Source organism: Pseudomonas sp. S3_E10 (assembly GCF_054667615.1).
Genome location: NZ_CP162743.1, coordinates 4,758,316 through 4,775,694 on the forward strand (window position 1 = coordinate 4,758,316; position 17,379 = coordinate 4,775,694).

Annotated in this window: 15 protein-coding genes and 4 tRNA genes; 17 read left to right on the forward strand and 2 right to left on the reverse strand. The window is 61.7% G+C overall.

Annotated features, from left to right (window positions below; genetic code table 11):
- Window positions 1-32 precede the first annotated feature (32 nt).
- The 13 genes from AB4N98_RS21815 (at window position 33) to AB4N98_RS21875 (ending at window position 12,242) form a co-directional block, all read left to right on the forward strand.
- Window positions 33-2,564: a FimV/HubP family polar landmark protein gene (locus tag AB4N98_RS21815; protein WP_137219791.1), complete on the forward strand. Its 2,532-nt coding sequence runs from the start codon at window positions 33-35 to the stop codon at window positions 2,562-2,564.
- A gap of 127 nt (window positions 2,565-2,691) precedes the next feature.
- Complete coding sequence (truA, locus tag AB4N98_RS21820; RefSeq protein ID WP_020379920.1) at window positions 2,692-3,516, forward strand: tRNA pseudouridine(38-40) synthase TruA; 825 nt, start codon at window positions 2,692-2,694, stop codon at window positions 3,514-3,516.
- A 63-nt stretch (window positions 3,517-3,579) separates the two neighbouring features.
- Entirely contained in the window at window positions 3,580-4,212 is a 633-nt protein-coding gene (locus AB4N98_RS21825; RefSeq protein WP_017530185.1) for a phosphoribosylanthranilate isomerase, read from the forward strand.
- A 247-nt stretch (window positions 4,213-4,459) separates the two neighbouring features.
- Entirely contained in the window at window positions 4,460-5,380 is a 921-nt protein-coding gene (gene accD, locus AB4N98_RS21830) for an acetyl-CoA carboxylase, carboxyltransferase subunit beta (protein WP_017530184.1), read from the forward strand.
- Window positions 5,377-6,684 carry a bifunctional tetrahydrofolate synthase/dihydrofolate synthase gene (gene folC, locus AB4N98_RS21835; RefSeq protein ID WP_017530183.1) on the forward strand — a complete coding sequence of 436 codons (1,308 nt, stop codon included), beginning with the start codon at window positions 5,377-5,379 and terminating at the stop codon, window positions 6,682-6,684. The genes accD and folC overlap by 4 nt, the downstream gene beginning before the upstream one ends.
- Entirely contained in the window at window positions 6,668-7,330 is a 663-nt protein-coding gene (locus AB4N98_RS21840) for an SPOR domain-containing protein (RefSeq protein ID WP_068931619.1), read from the forward strand. Before folC ends, AB4N98_RS21840 begins: the two co-directional genes overlap by 17 nt.
- A gap of 257 nt (window positions 7,331-7,587) precedes the next feature.
- Complete coding sequence (locus AB4N98_RS21845; protein WP_003192538.1) at window positions 7,588-8,145, forward strand: CvpA family protein; 558 nt, start codon at window positions 7,588-7,590, stop codon at window positions 8,143-8,145.
- A gap of 41 nt (window positions 8,146-8,186) precedes the next feature.
- Window positions 8,187-9,692, forward strand: coding sequence for an amidophosphoribosyltransferase (gene purF, locus AB4N98_RS21850; protein ID WP_017530181.1), 1,506 nt, complete (start codon window positions 8,187-8,189; stop codon window positions 9,690-9,692).
- A gap of 65 nt (window positions 9,693-9,757) precedes the next feature.
- Window positions 9,758-10,969 (forward strand): O-succinylhomoserine sulfhydrylase, encoded by a 1,212-nt coding sequence (locus AB4N98_RS21855; protein WP_065877647.1) that lies wholly within the window; start codon window positions 9,758-9,760, stop codon window positions 10,967-10,969.
- An 11-nt stretch (window positions 10,970-10,980) separates the two neighbouring features.
- Entirely contained in the window at window positions 10,981-11,745 is a 765-nt protein-coding gene (locus AB4N98_RS21860) for an SDR family oxidoreductase (RefSeq protein WP_020379919.1), read from the forward strand.
- A 107-nt stretch (window positions 11,746-11,852) separates the two neighbouring features.
- Window positions 11,853-11,928 (forward strand) — tRNA-Val (locus AB4N98_RS21865).
- A gap of 55 nt (window positions 11,929-11,983) precedes the next feature.
- Window positions 11,984-12,060 (forward strand) — tRNA-Asp (locus AB4N98_RS21870).
- Window positions 12,061-12,165: 105 nt separating this feature from the next.
- Window positions 12,166-12,242 (forward strand) — tRNA-Asp (locus AB4N98_RS21875).
- A gap of 157 nt (window positions 12,243-12,399) precedes the next feature.
- Here AB4N98_RS21875 and AB4N98_RS21880 read toward each other — a convergent pair.
- Window positions 12,400-13,683, reverse strand: coding sequence for an NAD(P)/FAD-dependent oxidoreductase (locus AB4N98_RS21880; RefSeq protein ID WP_017531157.1), 1,284 nt, complete (start codon window positions 13,681-13,683; stop codon window positions 12,400-12,402).
- Window positions 13,684-13,867: 184 nt separating this feature from the next.
- On the opposite strand from AB4N98_RS21880, the gene AB4N98_RS21885 reads away from it, so the two are divergent.
- Window positions 13,868-13,944: transfer RNA gene (locus AB4N98_RS21885), tRNA-Val, on the forward strand.
- Between the two features lie 183 nt (window positions 13,945-14,127).
- Here AB4N98_RS21885 and AB4N98_RS21890 read toward each other — a convergent pair.
- The gene (locus tag AB4N98_RS21890; RefSeq protein ID WP_017531156.1) at window positions 14,128-14,748 is read right to left on the reverse strand and encodes a CatB-related O-acetyltransferase; all 621 of its coding nucleotides are present in this window, start codon (window positions 14,746-14,748) and stop codon (window positions 14,128-14,130) included.
- A 344-nt stretch (window positions 14,749-15,092) separates the two neighbouring features.
- Between AB4N98_RS21890 and AB4N98_RS21895 the strand changes: the two genes are divergently transcribed.
- From AB4N98_RS21895 to pcp, 3 genes are read left to right on the forward strand one after another with little or no spacing between them, the layout of a single operon-like run.
- On the forward strand, window positions 15,093-15,809 hold the full coding sequence (locus AB4N98_RS21895) for a DUF969 domain-containing protein (protein ID WP_017531155.1): 717 nt from the start codon (window positions 15,093-15,095) through the stop codon (window positions 15,807-15,809).
- On the forward strand, window positions 15,806-16,756 hold the full coding sequence (locus AB4N98_RS21900; RefSeq protein WP_017531154.1) for a DUF979 domain-containing protein: 951 nt from the start codon (window positions 15,806-15,808) through the stop codon (window positions 16,754-16,756). The genes AB4N98_RS21895 and AB4N98_RS21900 overlap by 4 nt, the downstream gene beginning before the upstream one ends.
- Before the next feature lie 7 nt (window positions 16,757-16,763).
- Window positions 16,764-17,378, forward strand: coding sequence for a pyroglutamyl-peptidase I (gene pcp, locus AB4N98_RS21905; RefSeq protein ID WP_460148912.1), 615 nt, complete (start codon window positions 16,764-16,766; stop codon window positions 17,376-17,378).
- The last annotated feature ends 1 nt before the right edge of the window (window position 17,379 follow it).

Genomic DNA, 17,379 nt, shown 5'->3' on the forward strand with positions numbered 1-17,379 from the left:
GGCCGGGGAGTGTTCAGACAAAGGATGAGGCTATGGTTCAAGTTCGCAAACTGGTGTTAGCAATAGCGGCCGCCTCGGCGCTGTCCTCCGGTATGGCGCAGGCGCTGCAGCTCGGGGAAATGACCCTCAAGTCGAAGTTGAACCAGCCCCTGTCGGTGGAAATCGAATTGCTGGATGTCGGTGGCCTCACGGCGGCCGAGATCACCCCGAGCCTGGCTTCATCCCAGGCGTTTGTGGATGCGGGCGTGGATCGCCAGGCGTTTCTCAATGACCTGACGTTTACCCCGGTGATCAACCCCAATGGTCGCAGCGTGGTGCGTGTCACCTCCAGCAAGCCGCTGCCTGATTCCTATGTGCGCTTTCTGCTGCAGGTGCAATGGCCCAACGGCCGCCTGATGCGCGATTACAGCGTATTGCTCGACCCGGCCAAATTCGACCAACCCGCACCGGTGGCCAAGGCCGCCGCGCCGCGCTTGAGTGCGCCTGCCAGCAGCGCGCCCGCCGCCAGCACCTCGGCCCAACACACCACCACCTCCCGCGACACCCTGTGGGAAATTGCCGAGAAATACCGCAACGGCGGCTCGGTGCAGCAGACCATGCTGGCCATCCAGGCGTTGAACCCTGGCGCCTTTGTCGGCGGCAATATCAATCGCCTTAAAACCGGCCAGGTGCTGCGCCTGCCGGACACGGTGCAAAGCACGGCGCTGCCGCAACCCCAGGCGATCGCCGAAGTGCGTGCGCAGAACGATGCGTGGCGCCAGGGCCGGCGCTCGGCCAATAACCAGGCCGCCGGCAAACAGCAACTGGACGCCACCAAGCGCACCCAGGCGGGCAACGCACCGTCTACCACCAATGCCAAGGACAATTTGAGCTTGGTTTCGGCCGAAGCGGCCAAGAAGGGTGGCAAAGGCAAGTCCGGTGACAGTCAGGCCCTGAGCGACAAACTGGCGATGACCCAGGAGCAACTGGACACGACTCGCCGCGACAACGAAGAGCTGAAAAGCCGCGCGGCCGATTTGCAAAGCCAGTTGGATAAGCTGCAAAAGCTGATTCAACTGAAGAACGATCAATTGGCCCGTCTGCAGGCGGAAAAAGTCGAGCCGGCCGCGCAACCGACGGCGGTAATGCCCGCACAGTTGGCCACTGAGCCTGCCGCGCCCGTGGCGGCCCCAGCGGCCCCCGTCGCGGCGCCGACGCCCGCGCCCGAGCCGGTCAAGCCAGTCGCTGCGGCTGACACCGCCGAAGGCAAATTCAACGAGCTGCTGACCAACCCGGTTGTGCTTGGCGTTATCGGCGGCGCGGCGGGGCTGGTGGTGCTGTTGCTCCTGCTGCTGTGGGCGCGCCATCGCAACGCCCGCCGTGAAGAGGAAAAGCACCTGCGCATGGCGCGGGCCCTGGCTGAAGAGCCTCTGTTCAGCTCGAACATCGAGCAGGACCTGCCATCGGACAGTTTTGAAGGCCTGGAAACGCCGCCGCCAAACGTCAAGCTGACGGCCGCGCCCGCCCCGGCGCCAGTGCAGCCGGCAGCCGTGGTGCCAACGGTTGCTTCCGTGCTCGCGCCGCTGGCCGTCGCCGTGGCGCCGGTCAACTCCAACGATGCGCTGGCGCAAGCCCAGTCCCATATCGATCGTGGTCATCTGAACCAGGCCGCCGATGTGCTGGAGCAGGCGATCAAGCAGGAGCCCAAGCGCAGCGACCTGCGTTTGAAGCTGATGGAAGTCTACGGCCTGCAAAGCGACAAAGACGGCTTCGTGACCCAGGAACGTCAGTTGGTGGCCAATGGTGAAAACCATGCCCAGGTCGAGCAGCTCAAGTCGCGCTTCCCAGCGATGGCCGTCGTGGCGGCAGGCGTCAGTGCTGCGGTAGCTGCTGCGGCGCTGGATGCTCAGTACGTCAAGGAGTTGCTGGAGGACAAACCGGCAGCTGCGGCGCCTGAACCTGAAGCGGCCGACACCGATTTTGATCTGAGCCTGGACGACCTTGAAGCAGCGTCGCCGGCCGATCCGGATGATGTGTTGAGTTTTGAATCGGTGCTGCAACAGCAAACCGCAGCCAACGAATTGTCGGACTTCGACTTGGATCTGCAAGTGGATGGGCCGGCTTCGACCCTGTCCGATGATGACTTCCTTTCGGGCTTGGAAGAGCAGATGAAGGACGTCCCGGCCGTGGAGCCGCCGACCCTCACCCCCGCAGCGCTGGATGATTTCGATCTGCCGGAAGATTTCGACCTGTCACTGGCGGACGAGCCTCAAGCCGATGCCAAGCCCGATGCCTTCGCGTCCGAACTGGATGATGTCAACGCCGAGCTGGACCGCCTGTCCCAGAGCCTTGAGCATCCTCCTATCGGGCCGTCCTTCACGGCCGAAGACGCTGCACTGGGTGATGATGAGCCGGAGTTCGACTTCCTCTCCGGCGCCAATGAGGTTGCCACCAAGCTGGACCTGGCCCAGGCCTATATCGATATGGGCGATGCGGATGGCGCGAAAGACATCCTGGCCGAAGTGCTGACTGAGGGCGATGAGTCCCAGCGCGGCGAAGCCAAGGAAATGCTCGGCAGAATCTGACGGTTGTGGGAGGGGGCACTCCATAACAAAATCGCCCGCCACCCTTGCGCCGTCTTTATAATGGCCGCCTTTGCGCAACCCATCAGGCTCTCAATTCTTGGCAAATATAGATAACGCGGCCGCCGAAATGGCGGCCGCAGGCTTTCACCGCATCGCCCTGGGCGTGGAATACAAAGGTTCGCGCTATCGCGGCTGGCAGCGCCAGGCATCGGGCGTGCCGACCGTACAGGAAACTCTGGAAAAGGCCCTGTCCAAGGTCGCCGATTCGCCGGTCTCGCTGATGTGCGCCGGGCGTACCGACGCCGGGGTACACGCCTGTGGCCAAGTGGTGCACTTTGACACCCAGGCCGAGCGCACGATGAAGGCGTGGGTGATGGGCGCTAATATCAATCTGCCTCATGATGTGAGCGTCAGTTGGGCCAAGGTCATGCCGGCGCATTTTCATGCACGCTTCAAGGCGATTGCCCGGCGCTATCGCTATGTGATCTACAACGACCAGATCCGCCCGGCGCACCTTAACGAAGAAATTACCTGGAACCACCGCCCGCTGGACGCCGAGCGCATGGCCGAAGCCGCGCAGCATCTGGTGGGCGTGCATGATTTCAGTGCCTTCCGTGCCGGCCAGTGCCAGGCCAAGTCGCCGATCAAGGAGGTGCATCACCTGCGGGTGAGTCGCCACGGCAAGATGATTGTGCTGGACATCCGTGCCGGTGCGTTCCTGCACCATATGGTGCGCAACATTGCCGGCGTGCTGATGACCATCGGCACCGGCGAGCGTCCGGTGGAGTGGGCCAGGGAAGTGCTCGAGAGCCGCATCCGCCGCACGGGTGGCGTCACGGCGCATCCGTTCGGGCTGTATCTGGTCGATGTGGAGTACCGCGACGAGTTCGAACTGCCGGATCGTTTTATCGGGCCACATTTCCTTACCGGTTTCAGCGAACTTGGCGGCTGACGCCCGGAAAAGCTTTTGTTACCATCCGGGACTTTCTCGGCCAAACCCTGAGGTTTCTACGACATGTCAGCCGTTCGCAGCAAGATTTGCGGGATTACCCGCATAGAAGACGCGCTGGCGGCGGTCGAGGCGGGGGCGGATGCCATCGGTTTTGTGTTTTATGCCAAGAGCCCGCGCGCAGTGAATGTGCTGCAGGCGCGTGCGATCATCCAGGCACTGCCGCCGTTCGTCACCACTGTGGGATTGTTCGTCAATGCCAGCCGTTGCGAACTCAACGAAACCCTGGATGCCGTGCCGCTGGACATGCTGCAGTTTCACGGCGACGAAACCCCGGACGAATGTGACAGCTACCAGCGCCCGTACATCAAGGCGCTGCGCGTCAAGGCCGGTGATGACATCGCCGCCGCCTGTGCCGCGTACGCCGGGGCGCGCGGGATCCTGCTCGACACCTACGTCGAAGGTGTACCGGGTGGTACGGGGGAGGCGTTCGATTGGACGCTGATTCCCGAAGGGCTGGGCACGCCGATCATCCTGGCCGGCGGCCTTGACCCGGCGAACGTCGGGGCGGCCATCGCCCAGGTCCGGCCGTATGCCGTGGATGTCAGTGGCGGGGTGGAGCAGGGCAAGGGTATCAAGGACCACGCCAAGATTCGCGCATTCCTACACGCGGTGCGCAACAGCAACGGTGGGATGTGACGGCTGGCAGTCTGCCGCCGTCCATAACTACCACTGTGTAAAACAGTCCGGTGCCGCCTGTGGGTGGCCTGGAAACAGAAGTGGCAACCCTGCACTGGCAGGTTGTCTGGAAGGCTGAGGGTGCGGGTTGGAAATGGCAGGTCGAACGTCTGACCCCGTCCAACTGGCGTCATCGTCACATAAATGAATTTAGCTCAAGGGCATACGCGGGGCTGTGTTCAAGCCACCGGTACTGGAGAAAGAAAGCATGAGCAACTGGTTAGTAGACAAACTGATCCCTTCGATCATGCGTTCCGAGGTGAAAAAAAGCTCGGTTCCTGAAGGTCTGTGGCACAAATGCCCTTCCTGCGACGCGGTGCTGTACCGCCCGGAGCTGGAAAAGACCCTGGACGTTTGCCCCAAGTGCAACCATCACATGCGTATCGGCGCGCGCGCGCGTATCGACATCTTCCTGGATGCCGACGGCCGTAACGAGCTGGGCGCGGACCTGGAGCCGGTTGACCGTCTCAAGTTCCGCGACGGCAAGAAGTACAAGGACCGCCTGAGCGCTGCGCAAAAGCAGACGGGTGAGAAGGATGCCTTGATCTCCGTCAGCGGCAAGCTGCTGGGCATGCCTGTGGTCGTGTCGGCGTTCGAGTTCTCCTTCATGGGCGGCTCCATGGGCGCCATCGTTGGCGAGCGTTTTGTTCGCGCCGCCAACTATGCCCTGGAAAACCGTTGCCCGATGATCTGCTTCGCCGCTTCCGGTGGTGCACGCATGCAGGAAGCGCTGATTTCCCTGATGCAAATGGCCAAGACCTCCGCAGTATTGGCGCGTCTGCGCGAAGAAGGTATTCCGTTTATCTCCGTGCTGACCGACCCGGTCTACGGCGGCGTATCCGCCAGCCTGGCGATGCTGGGCGATGTAATCGTCGGCGAGCCGAAAGCCCTGATCGGCTTTGCCGGCCCGCGCGTGATCGAGCAGACCGTTCGCGAAAAACTGCCGGAAGGCTTCCAGCGCAGCGAGTTCCTGCTGGAGCATGGCGCGATCGACATGATCATTGCGCGCGGTGAGTTGCGTCCACGCCTGGGTAACCTGCTGGCGCAAATGATGGGGCTGCCGACGCCGGTCTACATCGCGCCTAAAGTAGAGCCGATTGTCGTACCGCCTGTGCCTGCGAACCTATGACCCAGCGAACCCTGGGCGAATGGCTCGCCTACCTTGAGCAGTTGCATCCGTCCGCCATCGACATGGGCCTGGAGCGCTCGCAACAGGTAGCGGCCCGCCTTGGGTTGGGCCGGCCGGCACCGCGTGTGATCACGGTGACCGGCACCAATGGCAAAGGCTCTACCTGCGCCTTCGTTGCCGCGCTGCTGCAAGCCCAAGGGCTGAAAGTGGGCGTGTACAGCTCACCGCACCTGCTGCGCTATAACGAGCGCGTGCAGCTCAATGGTGTCGAAGCCACCGACGAGCAGCTCTGCGAAGCCTTCGCGGCACTGGATGCCGGCCGGGGCGAAACTTCCCTGACTTACTTCGAGATGGGCACCCTGGCGGCGTTCTGGCTGTTCGAGCGCGCGCAACTGGATGTGGTCGTGCTGGAAGTGGGGCTGGGTGGGCGTCTGGACACGGTCAATGTGGTGGATGCGGACCTGGCGCTGGTCACCAGTATTGGCGTGGACCATGCTGACTACCTGGGTAATACCCGTGAGTCCGTGTCCTACGAAAAGGCCGGAATCTTCCGTCAGGGCAAGCCGGCGCTGTGCGGTGATCTGGACCCGCCACAACCCTTGCTGGACAAGGTGCGAGAACTGGCCTGCCCATTTTTCCTGCGGGGGCGCGAATTCAATCTCGAGGTCGGCGAGCAGTCTTGGCAGTGGCGTGGGCGTGATGCCCGAGGTCAAGCCGTAGAGCTGCGCGACCTGCCGCTGCTGAACCTGCCGATGGAAAACGCTGCGCTCGCGCTGCAAGCTTATCTGCTGCTGGATCTGCCGTGGAATGCCGAGCAGATTGCCGCGACCTTGCTGGCGACGCGCGTGGTAGGGCGCCTGGACCGTCGCGTAGTCGACTGGCAGGGCAAGCGCTTGAGCCTCTTGTTGGACGTTGGGCATAACCCCCATGCGGCGGACTATCTGGCCCGGCGTTTGGCGCGCACGGCGCCGGCCGGTCGGCGCCTTGCCGTGTTCGGTTTGCTGGCCGACAAGGACCTGGAGGGTGTGCTTGCACCGTTGTCGAGCAGTGTCCAGGCTTGGGCGGTAGCGCCGCTGGATACGCCGCGCAGTCGTCCGGCGGCAGAACTCGAAGTGGCCTTGCAGAACCTTGGTGCGTCCGTGGCATCGTATGCAAGCGTGACGGCGGCCCTTGAGGCGCAGTGCGCGGTGGCGACGGCGGAGGACGAGATTCTGTTGTTCGGATCATTTTATTGTGTTGCCGAGGCGCTTGAGTGGTTGGCCCGGCGCTCCACGGAGGAAGCTGCACATGGCATTACTCGATAGCGCGTACAAGCAGCGAATGGTTGGAGCCCTGGTTCTGGTGGCGCTGGCGGTGATTTTCCTGCCGATGTTGTTTTCCCGCCAGGACGAGCAACGCCAGGTCGTGGTTGAAGCCCCGGCTGCGCCGCAGGCGCCGGCCTTGCCGCAGGTGCAGGTTGAGCCTGTGGTGGTGCCCGAGCCCCAGGCGTTGCCGGAACAAGAGCCTGTGCCAACGGATGAGGAAGTGGCCGCGCAGCAGGCGCCGTCGATGCCGGTGCAGCCAAGCGTGCCGGTGGTCAAGCCGGCGCCCGCTGCGCCGGCTGTCGCCGCCAAGCCTGCTGCTCCTGCGTCCCCGCCCAAGCCGGTAGCGCCGCAACCTGCGGCGCCAGGCAAGCCGGATGTGGGGCAGAGCCGCATCGACCCGAATGGCTTGCCGATCAGTTGGTCGATCCAGGTGGCCAGCCTGGGCAATCGCGAAGGTGCCGACGCTTTGCAGAAGAAGCTGCGTGCCCAGGGGTACAACGCTTACATCCGCAGTGCCGATGGCAAGAACCGTGTGTTTATCGGGCCGCTGATCGAGCGCGCCGAGGCGGATCGCCTGCGCGATTTGCTGGATCGTCAGCAGAACCTGAAGGGGTTCGTGACCCGTTTCCAGCCTGAGCGCGGCTGATTCCGCATCGATTTCAGCTTGGAATGCAGTTAAGTGTGGGAGGGGGCTTGCTCCCGATAGCGGTGTATCAGTATCAGACTTTCTGACTGACCCACCGCCATCGGGAGCAAGCCCCCTCCCACATTGATGTGTGGTGGGGGTTGAAATGCGATTGGCTCGCCACAAACTATTGATTTGCAAAGCAGCCGCAATCACAGCTTACCGACAGCCCGGCGCTCTGCTAAAATGCGCCGCCTTATCCGTACGTAGGCTGCACTGTGCCATTTACCTGGGTTGATTGGGCGATTGTTGCCATCGTCGCCATCTCCGCGTTGATCAGTCTGAGCCGCGGCTTTGTAAAAGAAGCACTGTCGTTGCTGACCTGGATCATCGCAGGAGTCGTAGCCTGGATGTTTGGTGGTTCATTGTCGGTTTACCTGGCCGGTTACATCGAAACACCTTCGGCTCGCGTCATCGCGGGCTGCGCCATCATGTTCATCGCCACGCTGCTGGTGGGAGCAATGGTCAATTATCTTATTGGCGAGTTGATACGTGTCACCGGCCTCTCCGGGACCGATCGATTTCTCGGCATGGCCTTTGGTGCCGCGCGTGGCGCATTGCTGGTGGTCGTGGCGGTCGGGCTGTTGAGCCTGGGGCCGGTACAGCAGGATTCGTGGTGGCAGGAGTCGGTACTCGTGCCAAAATTTCTATTGGTTGCAGACTGGTCCAAGAACCTCATTTTGGGGTGGAGCAGTCAGTGGCTGGCCAGCGGAATCAGCGTACCCGCTGATCTTCCGTTCAAGGAACACCTCTTGCCGGCCAAAACGCCTCAGTAAGCTGTGTTCAGTCAAGATCCATTAAGTAGGGGTTGCGTCGCATGTGTGGCATCGTCGGTATCGTCGGTAAGTCGAACGTCAATCAGGCGCTGTATGACGCGCTAACCGTCCTCCAGCACCGCGGCCAGGACGCTGCCGGTATTGTGACCAGCCATGACGGCCGGTTATTCCTGCGCAAGGATAATGGCCTGGTGCGTGACGTGTTCCACCAGCGTCACATGCAGCGGCTGGTCGGGCACATGGGCATTGGTCATGTGCGTTACCCGACTGCCGGCAGCTCGACCTCGGCCGAAGCTCAACCGTTTTACGTCAACTCGCCTTACGGCATCACCCTGGCGCATAACGGCAACCTGACCAACGTGGAACAACTGGCCAAGGAGATTTACGAATCTGACCTGCGCCACGTCAACACCAGTTCCGACTCGGAAGTGCTGCTCAACGTGTTTGCCCACGAGCTGGCCCAGCGCGGCAAGCTGCAGCCGACCGAAGAAGACGTGTTCGCCGCCGTGATCGATGTGCACAACCGTTGCGTCGGTGGTTATGCCGTGGTGGCGATGATCACCGGTTACGGCATCGTTGGTTTCCGCGACCCGCACGGCATCCGCCCGATCGTGTTCGGCCAGCGTCACACCGACGAAGGCGTCGAGTACATGATCGCTTCCGAAAGCGTGTCCCTGGATGTGCTGGGCTTTACCCTGATCCGCGACCTCGCGCCGGGCGAAGCGGTGTACATCACCGAAGATGGCAAGCTGCACACCCGCCAGTGCGCCGTGGCGCCGAAACTCACCCCGTGCATCTTCGAACACGTCTACCTGGCGCGTCCGGATTCGATCATCGATGGTGTTTCGGTATACAAGGCGCGCCTGCGCATGGGCGAGAAGCTGGCCGACAAGATCCTGCGCGAGCGTCCCGAGCACGATATCGATGTGGTCATCCCGATCCCGGACACCAGCCGCACCGCCGCGCTGGAACTGGCCAACCACCTGGGCGTCAAGTTCCGCGAAGGCTTCGTCAAGAACCGCTACATCGGTCGTACATTCATCATGCCGGGCCAGGCGGCGCGCAAGAAGTCGGTACGCCAGAAGCTCAACGCCATCGAGCTGGAATTTCGCGGCAAGAACGTGATGCTGGTGGATGACTCCATCGTGCGCGGTACCACCTGTAAGCAGATCATCCAGATGGCCCGCGAAGCCGGGGCGAAGAACGTGTACTTCTGTTCCGCCGCGCCTGCCGTGCGTTACCCGAACGTGTACGGTATCGACATGCCGAGCGCCCACGAATTGATCGCCCACAACCGCAGCACCCAGGACGTGGCCGACCTGATCGGCGCCGATTGGCTGATCTATCAGGACCTGCCGGACCTGATCGAAGCGGTCGGTGGTGGCAAGATCAAGATCGAGCAGTTCGACTGCGCGGTGTTCGACGGCAAATATGTGACCGGTGACGTCGACGAGGCCTACCTGAACAAGATCGAGCAGGCGCGTAACGACTCCTCGAAGATCAAGACCCAGGCGGTCAGCGCGATCATCGATCTGTACAACAACTGAGTAGACACCGGCCCTGAGGGGCCGGTTTTGCATCATAAATAAAGCATTGAGCAAGGAGTGGCAGCATGAGTCAGGAATGGGATGCCGGTCGGTTGGACAGCGACCTCGATGGCGTAGCTTTCGATACTCTGGCTGTGCGCGCAGGCCAGCACCGGACCCCTGAAGGTGAGCACGGCGACCCGATGTTCTTCACCTCCAGCTACGTGTTCCGCACGGCAGCCGATGCGGCTGCGCGCTTTGCTGGCGAGGTGCCGGGCAATGTCTACTCGCGCTACACCAACCCGACCGTGCGTGCGTTCGAAGAGCGTATCGCGGCCCTGGAAGGTGCCGAGCAGGCAGTGGCGACGGCGACCGGCATGGCGGCGATCCTGGCGGTGGTGATGAGCCTGTGCAGTGCCGGCGACCATGTGCTGGTGTCGCGTAGTGTGTTCGGTTCGACCATCAGCCTGTTCGAGAAGTACTTCAAGCGCTTCGGCATCGAAGTGGACTACGTGCCCTTGGCCGATCTGTCCGGTTGGGATGCGGCGATCAAGGCCAACACCAAATTGTTGTTCGTCGAGTCGCCCTCGAACCCGCTGGCTGAATTGGTGGATATCGCTGCGTTGTCCGAAGTCGCTCATGCCAAGGGCGCCATGCTGGTAGTCGACAACTGCTTCTGCACGCCTGCGTTGCAGCAGCCGCTGAAGCTGGGCGCGGACGTTGTGGTGCACTCGGCCACCAAGTTCATCGACGGCCAGGGCCGTTGCATGGGCGGTGTGGTGGCCGGTCGTGGCGAGCAGATGAAGGAAGTGGTGGGCTTCCTGCGCACCGCCGGCCCGACCTTGAGCCCGTTCAACGCCTGGATTTTTCTCAAGGGCCTGGAAACCCTGAGCCTGCGCATGAAAGCCCATTGCGCCAATGCCCAGGCCCTGGCCGAGTGGTTGGAGCAGCAGGACGCCATCGAAAAAGTCCACTACGCCGGGCTCCGGAGCCATCCGCAACACGAATTGGCGCAGCGCCAGCAGCGTGGTTTCGGCGCGGTGGTGAGCTTCGAAGTGAAGGGGGGCAAAGAGGGGGCGTGGCGCTTTATCGATGCGACGCGCCTGATCTCCATCACGGCTAACCTGGGCGACAGCAAAACCACGATTACCCATCCGAGTACCACTTCCCACGGCCGTCTGGCGCCGCAGGAGCGTGAGGCGGCGGGTATTCGTGACAGTCTGATCCGCATCGCGGTGGGCCTGGAAGACGTGGCTGACCTGCAGGCAGACCTGGCTCGCGGGTTGGCGGCGTTGTGATCGAGTGGTCCATGGAAGCCGCGGCGGCCACTAACGGGCGCGTCGCGCTGGTGACAGGCGCTGCGCGAGGCATTGGCCTTGGGATCGCGGCGTGGTTGATCAGTGAAGGTTGGCAAGTGGTGTTGACCGACCTGGACCGCGAGCGCGGTGCCAAGGTGTCCAAGGTGCTGGGTGAAAACGCCTGGTTCATCACCATGGATGTGGCCGATGAGAAGCAGGTCGCCCAAGGCGTTGCCGAAGTGCTCGGGCAGTTTGGCCGCCTGGATGCGTTGGTGTGCAACGCGGCGGTGGCCGACCCGCGCAATATCACCCTGGAAAGCCTTGACCTGGCCTACTGGAATCGCGTGCTGGCGGTGAACCTCAGTGGGCCGATGTTGCTGGCCAAGCACTGCGCGCCTTACCTGCGTGCCCACGGCGGCGCGATCGTCAACCTGGCATCGACGCGGGCCCGTCAATCGGAGCCGGACACCGAAGCTTATGCGGCGAGCAAGGGCGGTTTGTTGGCCTTGACGCACGCGCTGGCCATCAGCCTCGGGCCGGAGGTGCGGGTCAATGCCGTCAGCCCTGGCTGGATCGATGCGCGTGATCCTGCCGCACGGCGTGCCGAGCCTTTGACCGACGCAGATCACGCCCAGCATCCGGCGGGCAGGGTGGGCACAGTCGAGGACGTGGCTGCGATGGTGGCGTGGCTGCTGTCGCGCCAGGCGGGCTTTGTGACCGGGCAGGAGTTTGTGGTGGACGGCGGCATGAGCAAGAAGATGATTTACAGCGAGTAGGGCCGGCAGCGGTCTTGAAGCAATTTTGTCTTTTTCAGAAAAACTTCAAGCAGGCTATTGACTTAGGTCTGCTACCTGCGTAAATTTCGCGGCCTCAACGAAGCAAAGGGTGATTAGCTCAGCTGGGAGAGCATCTGCCTTACAAGCAGAGGGTCGGCGGTTCGATCCCGTCATCACCCACCACTTCTTGAGAGTTTTGCCCTTGGGCAAGACGCAACGTTAAAGGTTGCACCGACGCGCAGCGGTAGTTCAGTCGGTTAGAATACCGGCCTGTCACGCCGGGGGTCGCGGGTTCGAGTCCCGTCCGCTGCGCCATATTTTCCAGGTTCGAGTTATCGGGCTTGAGATCGAACAGCCAAGGTTGCTCGGTCAGACGTTTAAAGACGGTTGAGGGTTTACGCTCAGCCAGTCAAGCGATACGCAGCGGTAGTTCAGTCGGTTAGAATACCGGCCTGTCACGCCGGGGGTCGCGGGTTCGAGTCCCGTCCGCTGCGCCATATCTGCCTCAAGGCCCACTGAACGCCTTGAAGCACAAAGAAAGCCATTGGCTGCTTTGATCCGATAGCAAAGACCCTGGTCGAAAGACCGGGGTTTTTTGTGTCTGCGATTTGGTGATGTGTTGCGAGAGCCGGCGAGCCGGCCCCCTTGGCAGTGTCAGAACCCCAACTTGTCCCGCAAGCCGTAGTACCAAGCCCCCAGCGCCGCAAACGGCGTGCGCAACAGTTGCCCGCCCGGGAACGGGTAGTGCGGCAGGTCGGCAAACGCGTCAAAACGTTCGGCCTGGCCTCTCAATGCTTCGGCCAGTACCTTGCCTGCCAGGTGCGTGTAGGTCACGCCATGGCCGCTGCAGCCCTGCGAGTAGTAAATGTTGTCACCCAGGCGACCCACCTGCGGCAGTCGCGACAAGGTCAGTAGGAAATTGCCGGTCCAGGCGTAGTCGATCTTCACATCCTTGAGTTGCGGGAAGGCCTTGAGCATTTTCGGCCGGATGATTGCCTCGATATTCGCCGGATCGCGCGCGCCGTACACCACGCCGCCGCCGAAGATCAGGCGCTTGTCGCTCGTAAGGCGGTAGTAGTCGAGCAGGTAGTTGCAGTCTTCCACGCAGTAATCCTGCGGCAGAAGCGTCCTGGCGAGTTCGTCCCCCAGTGGCGCGGTGGTGATCACCTGTGTGCCGCACGGCATCGACTTGGCCGCCAGCTCCGGCACCAGGTTGCCCAAGTAGGCATTGCCCGCGACGATGATGAACTTGGCCCGGACCTTGCCCTCGGCGGTGTGCACCACCGGATTGGCGCCGCGCTCGATACGCACCGCCGCCGATTGCTCATAGATCGTGCCGCCCAGCGACTCCACCGCGGCCGCTTCACCGAGCGCCAGGTTGAGCGGGTGGATATGCCCGCCACTCATGTCCAGCAGGCCGCCGACATAATTGTCGCAGGCCACCACCTCGCGGATACGGCGTTCGTCCAGCAACTCCAGCTGCGTATGGCCGTAGCGCTCCCACAGGCGCTTCTGCGACTCCAGATGGCCCATGTGCTTGCTGTTGAGCGCGGCGAACACGCCGCCGTCCTTCAGGTCGCACTGGATCTGATACTTGGCGACCCGCTCGCGAATGATCCTGCCGCCCTCGAACGCCATCTGCCCCAGCAGTTGGGCTTGCTGAGCCCCGACGCTGCGCTCAATCACATCGATATCGCGGCTGTAACTGTTGACGATCTGCCCGCCATTGCGGCCCGACGCGCCAAAGCCCACCTTGGCGGCTTCCAGTACCGTCACGCGAAAACCGTTCTCCAGCAGAAACAGCGCGCTGGACAAGCCCGTATAGCCGGCGCCGATCACGCAGACATCGGTTTCGACGTCGCCTTGCAACGTCGGGCGAGGCGGAACGGCATTCGCGGAAGCGGCGTAATACGATTGGGGGTAGGGGGTGTTCGCCATCCTGGAACCTCTGTTTTATATTTTTTACGAGTGGCCAGATCCTACCTCAGTTGAAAATTGCCTGCCAGCCACCCGGAAAAGGCGGGTGTGCCAGCTGCAAATAAAAAATTCGCATATTCATAGGCTTAGCTGCAAAAAAGAGGTTGACACCCCTGCGCAATTCCGTAGAATGCCGCCTCACAGCAGGCACGTAGCTCAGTTGGTTAGAGCACCACCTTGACATGGTGGGGGTCGTTGGTTCGAGTCCAATCGCGCCTACCAAACAAAATCCGCTCTGCTGGGCGGTCTAGAGGGGTCATCGGAAACGGTGACCCCTTTTTGCTGTCTGCGATTTGCAAAACGTTGCTAATCCCACCTCAGAACGCCAGCTCTGCATCCTCCTTGCCAACCCGACCTCGTGCTGAGGCCGGTTCAAGAGGGACGCTCGGTGTATTCCCAGTGAAATCAGCGAGCCCGCTGTTTGAGGTACTCGACGAAAGGCTCGATGTCGCTGCTGCAGAGCAGATGGGCCACTGCGCGAACCTCCGCCTCGGGCCACTCCCACCAGGCGGATTGTTCAAGGATTTGGCGAGTCGGTTCATCGAAACGCCAGCGGATGTGCTTGGCCGGGTTGCCTCCGACGATGGAGTAGGGCGCGACGTTTTTTGTTACCACTGAACCGGCCGCGACCACTGCGCCATTGCCGATGGTGATGCCAGACAAAATGATGGCATGGGAGCTTATCCAGCAATCGTTGCCAATGCTGACGTCGCCGTTGCTGCCGCCGAAGTCGGTGATGTGAGCAAGCGCCTTGATCTTCGCCGGGAATGGATAGCAGCTGAGCCAATCGGTGCGATGGTGGCCGCCCAGATAGACTTCGACATCGCCTGCGATAGAGGTATAGGCGCCTACGCGCAGGGTGGTGCCTTCATTCCAGTCGTGGACTTTCACATCACCATAGGTGCCCAGGCCGAAGCTGTACTTCGGGTAACGGTTACGCAATTTCTGGGTGGAACGTTCCAGCGCAGTCATTGCCCGTAACGCTTTGCGTTCCTGATGTTCGCGCCATTTACGCAGTAGCTTCATGCCTTGGCCTTTCGCAGATCTTGAAAACAGTGCGCCATCCTGATGACTGCGCGCGTGCGATGCAAGATCGGCGTGCCATTAGTCTTGCCCGGCCTCTGCTGTTCAAGCCGGCACCGTTCAATTAGCGCTGACGCCTTGCGCCGACAAAATTTATTGGTTCACAGCAACAATTTTTCTTGTTGGACACCTCCCGCTTCCAGGCAGCAAAGTTGCCGCCACTGACGCTCGCCCTTACGGGTCAACAATAAAAAACCGAGCCGACTGCACGCCACTTCCTGCTGTGAACCCTTTGTTCACATCCTGCTGTAATGGCGCCGCAGCGCGCACTTAAGGACTTCATCGCCATGCAAACTGTTGTGAACTTATGGCCGTTGATCGGCGTACTTGTGATCGTGGTTGGCTTTGTTTTGCGCTTCAATCCGCTGTTGGTGGTCACCGCCGCCGCTATCGCCACCGGGCTTGCCGCCCATTTCCCGCTGGAAAAAATCCTCGCCACCATGGGTGATGGCTTCCTTCAAACCCGTGCCCTGCAATTGATCCTGTTACTGCCCCTGGCGGTCATCGGCTTGCTGGAGCGCCATGGGCTGCGCCTGCATGCGCAGAACTGGATTGCACGATTTGAGCGCGCCACGGTTGGGCGCCTGTTGATCATCTACCTGTTTGTGCGCGAATCCACGGCCGCCATGGGCTTGACCAGCCTGGGCGGGCACCCGCAGATGGTGCGCCCGTTGCTCGCGCCGATGGCCGAAGGCGCCGCTGAAAAGCGCTACGGCAAACTGCCCGACAAGCTGCGCCACAAGGTCTTGGCCATGTGCGCGGCGACGGACAACGTCGGTCTGTTTTTTGGCGAAGATATCTTTGTGGCCTTTGGTGCGATTGCACTGATGCACACCTTTCTTCTGGGTTCGGGGATTGATGTCGAGCCGCTGCATATCGCGGTGTGGGGGATTCCCACGGCGATCTGTGCGTTTATTATCCACGCGATCCGCTTGCATCGCTTTGATCGAAGGCTCACCCGCGAGCTGACGCCCGCCGCGACGTCCGTGGAGGCTGCGCAATGATTATCTCCATTCAATACCTGTACTGGCTTGCCGGCGTGCTGCTGCTCATTACCGCAGGCATGATCCTGATGGATCGCGCCCATCCTAAACGTTGGTCCAGCGCACTGTTCTGGCTGTTGTTCGCGATCCCGTTCCTGGTCGGGGAGCGGCTGCCATCGGTGGCCATCGGCGTGGGCGTGGTGGTGATGGCGTTGATCGCAGGATTGGGCGGTGTCGGTCGCGGTAGCCATGCCGAGTTGCATGACAAGGCCTCCCGCGCCAGTGCCGGGCGCCTGGGGCACAAACTGTTTATCCCGGCCTTGGCCATCCCGCTGACCACGGTGATCGGCTCTGTAGTGCTCAAGCACACCGAGATCGGCGGCGTGCCGCTGCTGGACCCGAAAAACACCACGTTTGTTTCGCTTGGCATCGGTTGCCTGATCGCCCTCGGCCTGGCCTGTTGGCTGACCCGCGACACACCGGTGCAAGCCTTGCGCGAGTCGCGTCGCCTCACTGAGGCCTTGGGCTGGGCCATGGTGCTGCCGCAGATGCTGGCGATGCTCGGGTTGTTGTTCAACGAAGCCGGGGTCGGCACGGCCGTTGCGCACGTCACCACCACCTATATCAACCTGGATTACAAGTTGGTGGCCGTGATGGTCTATGTGTTGGGCATGGCCCTGTTCACCGTGATCATGGGCAATGGCTTCGCGGCATTCCCGGTGATGACCGGCGGGGTCGGGGTGCCGGTGTTGGTGGGCATCTACGGCGGTAACCCGGCGGTAATGGCCGCCATCGGCATGTTTTCCGGTTATTGCGGTACCCTGATGACGCCAATGGCGGCCAACTTCAATATCGTGCCGGCGGCGTTGCTGGAGTTGCCGGACAAGAACGCGGTGATCAAGGCGCAGTTGCCGACAGCGTTGATGATGCTGGTGGTCAATATCGTGCTGCTTTATCTGTTGATGTGAGGCCGGGATGCGAACGGTATTGCTGACGGGCTTCGAGCCCTTTGACCAAGACTCGGTGAACCCGTCCTGGGAGGCTGCGCGCCGACTGGATGGTTTTAAAATCGACGAACAGGTGACAATCGTCGCGCGTAGGTTGCCCTGCGCGTTCACCACCGCGGGCGAATGCCTGGTGAAGCTGATCGAGGAGTTGCGTCCGGCAATGGTGATTGCCACAGGCCTGGCAACCGGGCGCAGCGAGATATCCATCGATCGGGTAGCGATCAATATCAACGACGCGCGCATCCCCGATAACCTGGGTGAGCAGCCCGTCGACACGGCGGTTGTGGCCGGTGGTCCGGCGGCTTATTTCTCGACGCTGCCGATCAAGGCCATGGTCAGGGCGGTGCGCGAGGCGGGCATTGCGGCGTCGGTGTCGCAGACGGCGGGGACCTTTGTCTGCAATCAGGTGTTCTACCGTTTGCAACATGTGCTGACGGGCTCAGAGGTGCGCAGTGGGTTTATCCATGTGCCCAGTCAATCGTCGATGGCGTTGCCTACCTTGGTAGATGGGCTGCGTAGCGCAGTGTCGGCGGCGTGGAACACGCCGGTGGATGTGGTCGAAGGTGGCGGCCAGGTGAGTTGAC